Origin of the sequence: Pantoea sp. ARC270 (assembly GCF_003236725.1) — a bacterium.
Lineage (GTDB): Bacteria > Pseudomonadota > Gammaproteobacteria > Enterobacterales > Enterobacteriaceae > Pantoea > Pantoea anthophila.
In genome coordinates, this window is sequence record NZ_PUGA01000043.1 from 17,510 (window position 1) to 30,284 (window position 12,775).

The window sequence follows — 12,775 nt, forward strand, 5'->3', positions numbered from 1 at the left end:
CCCGTAACAACTCATAGCTCCCTATACCCCGCACCTTTCCCTGAGAGGTGCGCACTATAGATGCCGAACCGCTAACCGCAGGAATCCGTTATGCGCTTTACGATAATAACGACTAAACCGGGCCAACAGCCGCCGCAGACCCATTGTGACTTCTTTCCGCCCGGCGGCACCATTGGTCGCGGCGTGGACAATAATCTGGTCCTGCCAGATGACGACCGTACACTCTCCCGACTGCAGGCGATTGTGCATATCACCGCCAGCGGTGAGTGCCGCCTGACCAACCGTGGCAATGTGACGCGGGTGCTGCTCAACGATATTCCGCTTGAGCGTGGCCGTCAGGTCGAGCTGCAGGATGGGGACATTCTGGGCATTGATGATTATCAGCTGCGGGTCAGTGACCTCAACAGTGCGCAGCCGCCGCAGACGGAGAGGACGGCTCCGCGCCCTGAGCCGGTGCGCCCTGCGGCGGTAGTGCCTGAGCCGCCGGTGGAAAAAACCGCGACGGCGGCCATTCCCAGCGAAATCTGGGACAGCCTGGCGAAAGAGTTTTCCATCTCGGATGATCTCTCTAAGCGCAAAGCCGCGCCGGAACTGCCGGAGGCGCATCCGCTGACCGCGCCTGCCGCGCCGGAGCGTAACCCGGAAGATCCGCTCTCCCAGCTGGCTAATGACGCGCCGCTCGATTTTGGTCAGCAGCCTAAAAACAGCAGCCTGTTTGATGAAGGCGATGCGCTGTTCGCCCGGGAAAGCATTTTTGACGACAGAACGCCAAGCACGCTCTCTGCTCAGCCGAAGACGGCGGCACCTCAGGCTGAAAAGCCCGCCGCTGAACTGGACCCGCTGAGCCTGTTTGAGGGTGAAAGCAGCATGGATGCCCGCAACCATGACGATCCGCTGGGACTGATGATGGGCAACGCGGTGCCACTGGCACAGCCGGAGCCGCAGACCGCGAAACCGGCCACCCTGCATGTGCCCCCGGAAGCCCCGGCCAGCGTGAAACCGGCAACCGCACGTCCGCCGGAAGCGGTGCCTGCCACGCCGGATGCGCAGGATTTTTCGATGCTGTTCAGTGACGCACCACTACCTCAGCAGGCAGCAGAGAGCCAGCCTCACCCTGAAGCGCCGGGCCAGACGCCCCTGATCGAAGATGAAGACGCCGCTCAGCCCGACGCGGTCACGCCGCAAAATGAGTATGGCGGGATTACGCTGCCCACGCCGCAGGCCGTACAGCGCGCTCCTTCACCGACGCCAAAAGGGCGGCTGCGTATCGATCCGGTCGCCTCGGGATATCAGCCTGCCGCCACGGAACAGCCGTCGACCGCCGGCCAGAACAGCGGCGACGCCCTGAAGGGGGAACTGCTGGATGCGCTGCTGGAAGGGATGGGTCTGCGTGACCTGCAGCCGACGCCCCAGTTTGACCGGGAACAGATGCTGCAGTTTGGTCAGATGCTCAGTATGTTCTCGCAGGGGACGGTTGCACTGCTCTCATCGCGTTCGATCCTCAAGCGCGGCGTCAAGGCCGACATGACGGTGATCCTCGACGACGCCAATAACCCGTTCAAGCTGCTGCCGTCAGGCAAAACCGTCCTGATGCAGATGTTCGGCAGCCGGATGCCGGGCTTTATGCCACCGCGTCAGGCCGTACGCGACGCGCTGATCGACCTGCAGGCCCACCAGCTGGGGATGATCGCCGGGATCCGCGCCATCATCGCCTCCATGCTGCAATCCTTTAATCCGGAACAGCTGGAGGAGGAGGCGCGCCAGGCGGGATCGGTGTCACGTATCGGCCTGCCGGGCAGCCGCAAAGCCGCCCTGTGGGAACATTTTGTTGAGCGTTACGGCGAGACAGCGGGCGAAATCGAGGACGATTTTCACACCCTGTTTGGCGAAGCGTTCCTGCACGCCTATGACCTGGAAGTCAATCAGTACAAAGACTCACAAACCCACACGGATGACGCATGAATATCACTATTGCCTCGACGTCGAATCAGGGCGATCGCGCCAGTAACCAGGACCAGATCGGTGATGTGATCGGCAAGCGCTCCGCCTGCTTTGTCGTGTGTGATGGCGTGGCGGGATTCCCCGGCGGCGAGATTGCCGCGTCGATCGCCCGCAGCAGCCTGCTGGAGGCCTTTGATGGCAATGCGCATCTTGATGCGCAGTCGATTCGCCGCTATGTCAATCACGCCAACCACGCCATTCGTCAGCAGCAGAAAGTCAGCAGTGAACACAGCCGGATGGGGACCACGATGGTCAGCCTGTTTATCGACCGGGACTACCATCTGGCCTGCTGGGCCCATGCCGGGGACAGCCGCCTCTATCTGTTCCGGCGCGGTTATCTCTATCTGGTCACCACCGATCACAGTCTGGTGCAGCAGATGAAGGATGCCGGACACCGTACCGAAGGGATCAACAGCAATCTGCTCTATTTTGCGCTGGGGATGGGTGATGAGCAGCGCGACGCCAGCTACAGCGACGTGGTGGAGATCGAAGATGGCGATGCCTTTCTGCTCTGCACCGACGGTTTCTGGCACGGCGTGTCGCTGGAGCAGATGCAGCAGTCGCTGCACATGGTGAATACGCCGGAAGAGTGGCTGACGCTGATGCAGCAGATCATTAAAAACGACCAGCCGGATGCCGGACAGCAGGATAACTTCAGTGCGCTGGCCGTCTGGATTGGGTCACCTCAGGACACCACTTTACTGCACTCGCTCTCTGAAGCGGCGCAGTTCTTCCCTCTGCGAGATTGAGAACGCCAACATGAAATATGGATTACTGGGTCTGGCAGCGCTGCTGCTCAGCACGCACGCTTATGCTGAAAACTATCGCATCGTCCAGTCCCCGGCACAGAAACTGGATGTCTGGATCGATAACGTAAAAAACAATCAGCTGTCGAGCTGGTGTAACAGCACGATCTCTCTGCGGATCGTCACGCTGGGTGAAAAAGACCCGGCGGTGCTGAAAACCTTCCTGCCGCGCGTTGCCGGATTGATGGCGTCCCAGTGTAAACCGCTGCAACAGCTGCACTGGCAGCTCACCGACGCGCAGGGCAGTGAAATCGCGACCGGCAGCGCCGCCAGAGCGCAGCAGTGGAAAACCGTGGTCACGCCGCCTGCGACATCGGCCGCCACGGCCGCCGCCGTGCCTGCCGATCCGCTGGTCAACGCCGCGCAGGCCGACACCTCGCCGTGGCTGCAGTTCAGTCTGCTGGATGGCTGCCATTTCCGCACCTGGTGGCAGCACCCGGCTCAGGGTAGCGCGCTGTTTGTTCCGGCAAAGCAGGGGCTGGTCTGCGGGTCGGATGGCTGGCTCAGCGGACACAGCAGCCTGACGCAGCAGGGTAACGGCGCGACGGCGCAGGTGGGTGTGACCTTCCTGCAGGGCTTCCCGATCATGGGGCTGAGCAACCAGTCGTCGACCACCGAACTGCACATCACCACGGTTAACAGCGAGCGCATGGTGCTGAGCAACGAAAAATCACCGGACAGCTGGCTGATACTGCCGTTCAGCAACCGGTTTAACGGCTGGCAGGCCAGCCCGCAGGTCGTCGTACAGATGCCGGTCAGCGAAGCTGCGGATGAGAGCGCGGTCGCGGCACGTCTGCAGGAGGTGCGCAAAGTCTGGTCGCCGTGGATCAGCGGCAATGCGGCGCTGAGCGTGAAGCTGGTGGAAAAGCTGCATCCTGAACTGAAAGATCCGGCCGCTGCGGTTTATCGCACCCTCAACTGACGCAAAAGGAGTTTGCATGGAAACCTTACAGCATCGTCTGGCCAATGCCTCGCTGAGCGAAGCGCTGGCTGATGTTACCCGCCAGATCCAGGCCTCTCCGGCCAGCGCTGACCTGCGGGCCGCGTTTGTGCAGCTGCTCTGCCTGGCAGGCAACTGGTCGCGTGCGCAGACCCAGCTGCAATCCTGGCTGGCGTTAAGCCCGCAGGCGCAGCCGACGGTGAATCTTTTGCAGCAGGCGATTGCCGGTGAGCTGCAGCGCGACGCCGTGCTGCGTGGCGAGGCGCAGCCGGTGCTGCCCGGCAGTGCCTGGCACTGGTGCGACACGCTGCTGGCCGCACTGCAGGCGGAGGCAGAGGGCGATGCCGCACGCGGCTCTGCACTGCGTGCTGAAGCACTCGAACTCGCTGCCGCGAATCCCGGCAGCGCCACTCAGCAGGATCAGCCTTCGGCCTTCAGCTGGCTGATGGATGGCGACAGCCGCTTCGGGCCGGTGTGTGAAGTCATCAATCAGGGCCGTTACTACTGGATCCCGTTCGCGGCGATCCGTGAAATGCAGTTTCAGGCGCCCGCCAGCGTCACCGATCTGGTGTGGCGTCATACGCGGGTGCAGCTGATTGATGGCAGTGAGCAGGTGTGCCAGATCCCGGCGCGCTATCCGCTGCTGGCGGGGGCGGAAGAACGTTTTCTGTGTGCCAGTGCCACCGAATGGCAGCCGCTGGGTGACGATCCGGATCAGTTCATCGGTCAGGGGCAGAAAATGTGGCTCACCGACAGCGCAGAGTTTTCGCTGCTGAGTCTGCAGCAGGTCCTGTTTGATAACGTTGAGAGTGCTGATGAGTCATGATTCAGGCGGGCAGAATGACGGCTATGCCCAGCTGCATGGCGGCTTTCGTGCGCGCAAAAAGCGCGATGCGTTAACGTCCCGCGACAAACTGCAATCCTCGCTGCTGGATCGTCTCACCGACAACGCGCCGGAGAAGCAGCAGGAGGCGGAGAACAGCATGCTGATTACGCACAGCACGCTGCGCCGCCACGTTCTGCGCGATCTGCAGTGGCTGTTTAATACCATCAATAACGAAGCGCAGCAGGATCTCAGCGGCTTTGATCAGGTGCAGCGCTCGGTCTGGAATTTCGGCGTGGCACCCCTGGCCGGACAGAATGTCTCCGATATCGAGTGGCAGGATATCCAGCGCAAAATGACCAACGCCATTCTCCACTTCGAACCGCGCATTCTGCCGCAGGGCCTGCAGGTGCGCTGCGTGAGCGATCTCAGTTCGCTCAGCCTGCACAACGTGCTGTCGATTGAAATCAAAGGGCGGCTCTGGTGTGTGCCTTATCCGCTGGCGTTTCTGTTCCGCACCCAGGTTGATCTGGAGAGCGGCCATTTCGAACTTCAGGATGCAGGGTAATCATGGACAGCAATCTGCTCGACTACTACAACCGCGAACTGGCCTATCTGCGTGAGATGGGGGCGGAGTTTGCGGCGCGTTATCCCAAAGTGGCAGGACGTCTGGGCATGCGCGGCATCGACGTGGCGGACCCCTACGTCGAACGGCTGATGGAGGGATTCGCCTTTCTGACCTCCCGCGTGCAGCTGAAGATGGATGCGGAGTTTCCGCGCTTCTCGCAGCGTCTGCTGGAGATGATTGCGCCTTCCTATCTGTCGCCGACGCCGTCGATGGCGATCGCCCAGCTGACCCCGGACAGCCGGAAAGGGGACATCACCCAGGGATTCCATGTGCCTCGTGGCACCATGATGGAAAGCCAGAACCTGAAAAAAACCGGCGTCACCTGCAGCTATAGCACCGCCCAGGATGTGATGCTGCATCCGCTGCGCATCAGCGAAGTCACGCTTGGCGGGGTGCCCGGCGATCTGCCCACGGGGGAGCTGAAACTCAGCGGCCTGGGGGCAGCCAGTGCACTGCGCATCCGCATCAGCTGTGAGGGGATCTCCTCGCTGAGTCAGCTGAACGTGGATGACCTGATGCTGTTTCTCAGCGGCCCGGATATTCAGGCCCTGAAACTGCTTGAGCTGCTGATGGCGCACCGGGTGGGCATCGTGCTGCAGTCCGTTGAGAAGCACCCTCAGCGTCAGGTGCTTTCAGATGATGCCCTGCAGCAGGAAGGGTTTGCGCCGGAGCAGGCGCTGCTGCCGGACGATCTGCGCAACTTCGACGGCTATCGTCTGTTGCAGGAATATTTCGCGTTCCCGGCGCGCTTCCAGTTTATCAGCCTGAACCAGCTCGCGCCGTTTCTGCGCCGCTGCGACAGCGCCCAGGCATTCGACATCATCATTCTGCTCGACAAGGCGGACAGTGGGCTGGAGAGCGTGGTCGATCACAGCCACCTGGCGCTGCACTGCACCCCGGTCATCAACCTGTTCCCGAAAACGGCAGAGCGCCTGAAGGTCAGCGACAGTCAGCACGAATATCATCTGGTGGTGGATAACATCCGGCCGCTGGATTATGAAGTGCATTCGGTGCAGCGCCTGTTCGCCACCATTGAGGGCAAGCGTGAAGAGCAGGTTTTCCGCCCCTTCTGGAGCACTTTCAGTGGCGATCAGGGCGACTATGGCGCCTACTTCTCGCTGCGCCGCGAGCAGCGCACCCTGTCTGAACAGGCGCAGCGCTATGGCACCCGCACCGGCTACATCGGTTCAGAGCTCTTTCTCTCGCTGGTGGATGAGCATCACGCGCCGTGGCGCGATGAGATGCGCTATCTCTCCGCCGAAGTGATGTGTACCAGCCGCGATCTGCCGCTGATGCTGCAGCAGGATCAGGGCAACTTCGTCATGCCGGACTCCATTCCGGTGGCGGAGCTGAAGCTGTGCAAAGGCCCGACGCCGCCGCGTCCGGCCCTGGCCGAGGGGCTTTCCGCATGGCGGCTGATCAGCCATCTGCAGATGAACTACCTCAGCCTGATGGACAGCAGCGACGGAGAGGGCGCGGCGGCGCTGCGTCAGCTGTTAAGTCTCTACGCCAACCTGGCGGAAGCACCGGTTGCCCGCCAGATTGACGGCATCCGCCACTGCACGCTCAGCGCCGTTAACCGCCGCGTGCCGGAGCCAGGCCCGGTGGTGTTTGCGCGCGGTGTCAGTATCATGCTGGAGGTGGATGAGCAGGCGTTTTCGGGTGCCAGCCCGTGGCTGCTCGGCAGCGTACTGGAGCGGGTCTGCAGCCGCCTTGTGGCGCTGAACAGCTTCACCGAGTTCACCCTCAACAGCCAGCAGCGCGGCGAAGTCGGATACTGGCCGCCGCGCATGGGCCGGAAGGCGCTGATATGAGTGGCGAAAAAGTCATTACGCTGCCACGACTGACCCGCCTGCCGGACGATTTCTGGCAGAAGGTGATGGCCGCGCCGTGGCGCTACGATCTGTTCCAGCTGCTGCGGCGGCTGGATGCGCAGGGCGGACAGCGTTATCCGCTGGGCCGTGCGCCGCTGCCGAAGTTTGAAGCGGTGCGCATCGGGCAGACGCCGTCACTGGCGTTTGCTCCCTCTACCGTCGCCAGCGCCACGCCGCGGGAGGAGACGGGACGCCACGATCTTTCGATTTACAGCTTTGGTCTGTTTGGCCCCAATGGTCCGCTGCCGACCCATCTGACCGAATATGTGCACGAACGGATTGTGCATCATCAGGATCACAGCCTGTCGGCATTTGCTGACCTGTTTCATCATCGCGCCACGCTGCTGTTCTATCGCGCCTGGGCGGATGCGCAGCCGACGGTCTCCCTGGATCGGCCCGACGACAGTCGCTTTCTGAACTATCTTGCCTGCCTTGCCGGCATCGGGTTGCCGGCCCAGCAGCAGGCCAGCTCACTCAGCCTGCATGCGCGGCTGATGCTGGTGGGGCATCTCAGCCGTCACGGTCACGACGCCGAGGGGCTGGTGCGCATTCTGCAGCACTATTTCGGCGTGCCGGTCAGGCTGACGCAGAACCTGCCGCACTGGCTTACGCTGGACAGCCGCGATCAGGCCCGGTTGGGTGCGGGACGCCATATGCCCCGGCTGGGTGCCTCCGCTTTTCTCGGCGTGGCGGTACGCGACGTGCAGCACCGTTTCCGCCTCCATCTGGGGCCGCTCAGCGCCGCGCAGTATGCCCATTTCCTGCCCGATGCCCCCGGCGCGCGCGAAGTGCGCGACTGGGTACGTCACTACCTCGGCATCGAAATGCAGTGGGAGCTCAGTCTGATCCTCGCCGCAGACGAGGTCGGGGGCGTGGCACTGGGTGGCGGTGCCCGGCTTGGTTACACCAGCTGGCTGGGGCAGATGCCGCAGCCGCAGGATCGCGAAGATTTTATATTTGAGGTTGAGGCTGCCTCGCGCTAGCCCAGCCGCTTTCCCTGTTACACAGCCTGCGTCTTTCATTGAAGAGAGTCCCCTATGTCAGAAATCAGCCGTGCCGTCCTGTTCGGCAAACTGGATACGCTGTTATTTACCTCGCTGGAAAGCGCCACCGCCTTTTGCAAACTGCGCGGCAATCCCTATGTTGAACTGGTGCACTGGCTGCATCAGCTGATGCAGCAGCAGGATGGCGACTTACAGCAGGTCATCACACATTTTTCACTGGATGAAAAGGCCCTGACTCAGGACATCGTCGCTGCGCTGGATCGCCTGCCGCGCGGTGCCAGTGCGGTCTCCGACCTCTCTGAGCATATCGACAGCGCCGTTGAGCGGGCGTGGGTTTACGCCTCACTGAAATATGGCGCAACCCGCATTCGCGGCGGTCATCTGCTCATCGGCATCCTCAAAACCTTTAACCTCGCCAGCGTGCTGAAAGGCATTTCCGGTCAGTTTGCCCGGATTAACGCCGATGCCCTGCTGGCGGAGTTCGACACGCTGCTCGGCAACAGTAAAGAAGCGCAGCAGGCGCTGAGCGCACCGCAGGATGTCGCAGGCGCACCGCCAGCCGCCAGCGGCAGCACGCTGGCGCAGTATGGCCAGGACCTGACGGCGCGCGCCCGTGCGGGAAGCATCGATCCGGTGACCGGGCGTGATGAGGAGATCCGCCAGATGGTGGATATCCTGATGCGTCGCCGCCAGAACAACCCGCTGCTGACCGGCGAAGCGGGCGTCGGCAAAACGGCGGTGGTCGAGGGCCTTGCCCTGCGCATCGCGGCGGGCGATGTGCCTGCGCCGCTGCGCGACGTGCAGCTCTGGCTGCTGGATATCGGTCTGCTGCAGGCCGGTGCCGGGATGAAAGGGGAGTTTGAGGCGCGCCTGCAGGCATTGATCAACGAGGTGCAGTCCAGCCCGACGCCGATTGTGCTGTTTGTGGATGAGATCCACACCCTGGTCGGCGCGGGGGGGCAGCAGGGCACCGGCGACGCCGCCAACCTGCTGAAACCGGCGCTGGCGCGTGGCCAGCTGCGCACCATCGGCGCGACCACCTGGGCGGAATATAAAAAGTATATCGAGAAAGATCCGGCGCTGACCCGACGCTTCCAGACCGTGCAGGTGCAGGAGCCGGATGAGGCCAGAGCGATTCTGATGCTGCGCAGCACCGTCAGCGCACTGGAGAAGCATCACCGGGTGCTGCTGCTGGATGATGCGGTCAGCGCAGCGGTGAAACTCTCGCATCGCTACATCCCGGCGCGCCAGCTGCCCGATAAAGCCGTGGCGCTGCTGGACACCGCCTGTGCCCGCGTGGCGGTCAGTCAGGGCGCGCAGCCCGCAGCACTGGAGGATTGTCTGCACCGTCTGGCCGCGCTGGAGATTGAAGCGGAGATCGTGGAACGTGAAATCCGCGTCGGCCTCGGTGATGTGACCCGCCAGCAGGCGATTGCCGGAGAGCGTGCGGCGCTGGAAGCGGAACATGATGCGCTGCAACAGCGCTGGCTGCAGGAGCGCGAACTGGTCGAGACGCTGATTGCGCTGCGCGCCCGCTGTGCCACCGAAGAGGATGCGGCGCTGCGTGAACAGCGCGATGCCACACAGCAGCAGCTGACTGCGCTGCAGGGTGACACGCCGCTGCTCTTCGCCGCCGTCGATGCGGGCGTGGTCGCCGCTGTGGTCTCTGACTGGACCGGCATTCCGCTGGGCCGGATGGTGAAGAATGAGATCGACGCCGTACTCAATCTGGCGGACACCCTGAACCAGCGCGTTATCGGTCAGCGTCACGGTCTGGAGCTGATCGCGAAGCGGGTTCGCACCACGCGCGCCCGCCTCGATAACCCTAACAAACCGGCGGGCGTCTTTATGCTGTGCGGGCCGTCGGGCGTGGGTAAAACCGAGACCGCGCTGGCGCTCGCCGAGTCGCTTTATGGCGGCGAGCAGAACATCATCACCATTAACATGAGCGAGTTTCAGGAGGCGCACACCGTTTCGACGCTGAAAGGGGCCCCGCCGGGCTATGTGGGTTACGGCGAAGGTGGCGTGCTGACCGAAGCGGTGCGCCGTCGCCCTTACAGCGTGGTGCTGCTGGATGAGATTGAGAAAGCCCATCCCGATGTGCATGAGCTCTTCTTCCAGGTGTTCGACAAGGGCTGGATGGAGGATGGCGAAGGGCGTCACATCGACTTCCGCAATACCATCATCATTCTGACCTCGAATGTCGGCACGCAGCTTATCAGCGCGATGTGTGCCGATCCGGAACTGATGCCCGATCCCGACGCCCTCAGCGCCGCCCTGCGTAAACCGCTGCTGGAGGTGTTCCCGCCTGCGCTGCTAGGGCGTCTGCTGGTGGTGCCGTACTACCCGCTCAGCGATGACATGCTGGCGGAGATTGTGCGGCTGCAGCTGGCGCGCATTGTGCGTCGTCTCGCCGACAATCACGGCATCGAGGCGGAGATCGACGAGTCGGTGGTGAATCAGATCGTGCAGCGCTGCACCGAAGTGGAGTCGGGCGGACGCATGGTCGACGCCATCCTCACCAACACGCTGTTACCGCAGATGAGCCAGATACTGCTCAGCGCCCACGCCCGCGATGAACGCTATCGCCGCGTTGCCGTGCGCTGTGAGCAGGGCGAATTTGTCTGCCAGTTCGCTGTTTAAAGCCTAGTCATCAGAGAGTTTTCGAATATGTCGGAACATGATCAACCCCTGAATGTCCCCAACGCCCTGCCGCTGGGTTACCGCTTCAATGAATTTGAGATTAAAGAGGTCATCGGCGGTGGCGGCTTTGGCATCGTCTATCGCGCCTGGGACCACCAGCTGGAACGCGATATCGCCATCAAAGAGTTCATGCCCGCCTCGCTGGCGGTGCGCAGCGATGATCTCAACCTGGTGCTGCGCAGTGAGCGTTTCAGCAAAACCTTTCACGCCGGACTGAACAGTTTTATCCAGGAGGCGCGGCTGCTGGCCCGCTTCAATCATCCCAACCTGCTGCACGTGCTGCGGTTCTGGGTGCAGAACGACACCGCCTATATGGGCACGGTGTTCTACAGCGGCACCACGCTCTCGACCTTCCGTGAACGTCAGCCGCAGTCGGTGAATGAAACCTGGATCCGCCGCCTGCTGCCACCGCTGCTGGGGGCGATTAAAACCATCCATGAAGCGGGCTATCTGCACCGCGATATCTCGCTGGATAACATCCAGATCCAGAGCAGCGGTGAGCCGATCCTGCTGGACTTCGGGTCAGCGCGTAAAACCATCGGCAACCTCTCCGATGAGAGCGAGACCATGCTGCGCCCCGGCTATGCGCCGATTGAGCAGTACAGCGACAACGATGAGAGCGAGCAGGGCGCATGGACCGATATCTACGCGCTGGGCGCGGTGCTGCACACGCTGATCACAGGCGCGCCGCCGCCGGTGAGCGTGGTGCGCAGTATCGAAGATAACTACCAGCCGCTGGTGCAGCGTCGTCTGGCGGGGTACTCCACTGCGCTGCTCAGCGCTGTCGATCGCGCGCTGGCGCTGAAACCGGAAGATCGTCCGCAGAGTATTGATGACTTTGCGGCGCTGATGGCGCTGCCGGAACGTGAACCGGAGCCGCTGCTCAGCGCCAAAATGAGCGGGCCGGGCACCATGCTGGTGCCGATCGAAGAAGAGGAGGCGGTCAGCCCCGACTCGCGACTGAAAACGCTGCTGGGCCACCGCTTTGCCCTGCCGGGCCTGGTAGCCGCGGGCGTGCTGGTCGGGCTGTGCGCCGGTCTGCTGATGTCGCGTGGTGATGAACAGACCGCCCCGGCGGAGACCGCGCAAAACAGCGCGCCTGCCGTCACCGTCGCGCCGGTTAATCAGCCGGTGGCTGCGCCACCGACGCAGGCTGAGACCCCGCCGGATAGCGTTGCCAGCACCCCGGCTCAGATAACCGCGCCAGCGCAGACCGCCGCACGTGAACCCGATCCTCAACCGGCACCGCCAGCCGCCCCGGTGGCGCAGGTCTACATTCGCCTGCAGCAGGGTGAACGGGTTCAGGTGAACGGTCAGCCGCAGGCGCTGGTGCCTGCGGTCAATGGCTTTGCCACACTGCAGCTGGCGCCGGGCAACTACACCTTTGCCATCAGTGGCCAGAGCGGCACCCGCCAGCAGACGCTGAACATCAGCGAAGAAGGCGTCTGGTTGCTTGATCCACACAGTTAATAGTCAGGGATTACTTATGTTCTCACGCATTACTGCACAGCTGCCGGCGGACGGCCTGCTGTTCCACACGCTGAAGGGCACCGAGGCGCTGTCGCACCCGTTTGTGCTCACCGCCGAGCTGCTCTCCACCGACGCGCGCATCGACCGTCACGCCCTGCTGGGCCAGCCGGTGACGTTCACGCTGCCCACCGACGGCCTGATGAGCGCGCTGAGCCCGCGCTACCTCAACGGTAAAATCACCCGGGTGGCGGTGCGCAGCCAGGAGCTGAGCGGCACGCGCTACGCGTGCTATGAGCTGACGGTGGAGCCGGACCTGTGGCCGATGAAGCGGGACCGCAACCTGCGCATCTTCCAGAGCCAGACGGTGCCGCAGATAGTGCAGACGCTGCTGAAGGAGTACGGGGTGAGCGTCGAGACGCGGCTGGCGGGCAGCTACCGGGTGTGGGAGTACTGCGTGCAGTATCAGGAGAGCAGCCTGGACTTCATCAGCCGCCTGATGGAGCTGGAGGGGATGTACTACTTCTTC

At 62.7% G+C, this 12,775-nt stretch carries 10 protein-coding genes; all 10 read left to right on the plus strand.

The window, feature by feature from the left end; translation table 11 throughout:
- Positions 1 to 90: 90 nt before the first annotated feature.
- On the plus strand, positions 91 to 1,962 hold the full coding sequence (gene tagH, locus CKF42_RS17895; protein WP_111208832.1) for a type VI secretion system-associated FHA domain protein TagH: 1,872 nt from the start codon (positions 91 to 93) through the stop codon (positions 1,960 to 1,962).
- Complete coding sequence (locus tag CKF42_RS17900) at positions 1,959 to 2,750, plus strand: PP2C family serine/threonine-protein phosphatase (protein ID WP_046101647.1); 792 nt, start codon at positions 1,959 to 1,961, stop codon at positions 2,748 to 2,750. The genes tagH and CKF42_RS17900 overlap by 4 nt, the downstream gene beginning before the upstream one ends.
- A gap of 10 nt (positions 2,751 to 2,760) precedes the next feature.
- The gene (locus tag CKF42_RS17905) at positions 2,761 to 3,729 is read left to right on the plus strand and encodes a hypothetical protein (protein WP_111208833.1); all 969 of its coding nucleotides are present in this window, start codon (positions 2,761 to 2,763) and stop codon (positions 3,727 to 3,729) included.
- 16 nt (positions 3,730 to 3,745) lie between these two features.
- Positions 3,746 to 4,573 carry a type VI secretion system accessory protein TagJ gene (locus tag CKF42_RS17910; RefSeq protein ID WP_111208834.1) on the plus strand — a complete coding sequence of 276 codons (828 nt, stop codon included), beginning with the start codon at positions 3,746 to 3,748 and terminating at the stop codon, positions 4,571 to 4,573.
- Positions 4,563 to 5,138 (plus strand): type VI secretion system baseplate subunit TssE, encoded by a 576-nt coding sequence (gene tssE / locus CKF42_RS17915; RefSeq protein ID WP_009090738.1) that lies wholly within the window; start codon positions 4,563 to 4,565, stop codon positions 5,136 to 5,138. The genes CKF42_RS17910 and tssE overlap by 11 nt, the downstream gene beginning before the upstream one ends.
- A 2-nt stretch (positions 5,139 to 5,140) precedes the next feature.
- Positions 5,141 to 7,012, plus strand: coding sequence for a type VI secretion system baseplate subunit TssF (gene tssF, locus CKF42_RS17920; RefSeq protein ID WP_111208835.1), 1,872 nt, complete (start codon positions 5,141 to 5,143; stop codon positions 7,010 to 7,012).
- Positions 7,009 to 8,055 (plus strand): type VI secretion system baseplate subunit TssG, encoded by a 1,047-nt coding sequence (tssG, locus tag CKF42_RS17925; protein ID WP_111208836.1) that lies wholly within the window; start codon positions 7,009 to 7,011, stop codon positions 8,053 to 8,055. Before tssF ends, tssG begins: the two co-directional genes overlap by 4 nt.
- Before the next feature lie 54 nt (positions 8,056 to 8,109).
- Positions 8,110 to 10,719 (plus strand): type VI secretion system ATPase TssH, encoded by a 2,610-nt coding sequence (tssH, locus tag CKF42_RS17930; protein WP_111208837.1) that lies wholly within the window; start codon positions 8,110 to 8,112, stop codon positions 10,717 to 10,719.
- 27 nt (positions 10,720 to 10,746) lie between these two features.
- Positions 10,747 to 12,249 (plus strand): serine/threonine-protein kinase, encoded by a 1,503-nt coding sequence (locus CKF42_RS17935; protein WP_111208838.1) that lies wholly within the window; start codon positions 10,747 to 10,749, stop codon positions 12,247 to 12,249.
- A gap of 16 nt (positions 12,250 to 12,265) precedes the next feature.
- On the plus strand, positions 12,266 to 12,775 hold a 510-nt coding region (locus tag CKF42_RS17940; RefSeq protein ID WP_255420974.1), incomplete at its 3' end, for a type VI secretion system Vgr family protein.

Excerpts from the sequence above, each read along its gene's own strand:
- CKF42_RS17900 (WP_046101647.1), top strand. The coding sequence starts at position 1,959 with ATGAATATCACTATTGCCTCGACGTCGAATCAGGGCGATCGCGCCAGT.
- tssF (WP_111208835.1), top strand. The coding sequence starts at position 5,141 with ATGGACAGCAATCTGCTCGACTACTACAACCGCGAACTGGCCTATCTG.
- CKF42_RS17935 (WP_111208838.1), top strand. The coding sequence starts at position 10,747 with ATGTCGGAACATGATCAACCCCTGAATGTCCCCAACGCCCTGCCGCTG.
- tssE (WP_009090738.1), top strand. The coding sequence starts at position 4,563 with ATGAGTCATGATTCAGGCGGGCAGAATGACGGCTATGCCCAGCTGCAT.
- CKF42_RS17905 (WP_111208833.1), top strand. The coding sequence starts at position 2,761 with ATGAAATATGGATTACTGGGTCTGGCAGCGCTGCTGCTCAGCACGCAC.
- CKF42_RS17910 (WP_111208834.1), top strand. The coding sequence starts at position 3,746 with ATGGAAACCTTACAGCATCGTCTGGCCAATGCCTCGCTGAGCGAAGCG.
- tagH (WP_111208832.1), top strand. The coding sequence starts at position 91 with ATGCGCTTTACGATAATAACGACTAAACCGGGCCAACAGCCGCCGCAG.
- tssG (WP_111208836.1), top strand. The coding sequence starts at position 7,009 with ATGAGTGGCGAAAAAGTCATTACGCTGCCACGACTGACCCGCCTGCCG.
- tssH (WP_111208837.1), top strand. The coding sequence starts at position 8,110 with ATGTCAGAAATCAGCCGTGCCGTCCTGTTCGGCAAACTGGATACGCTG.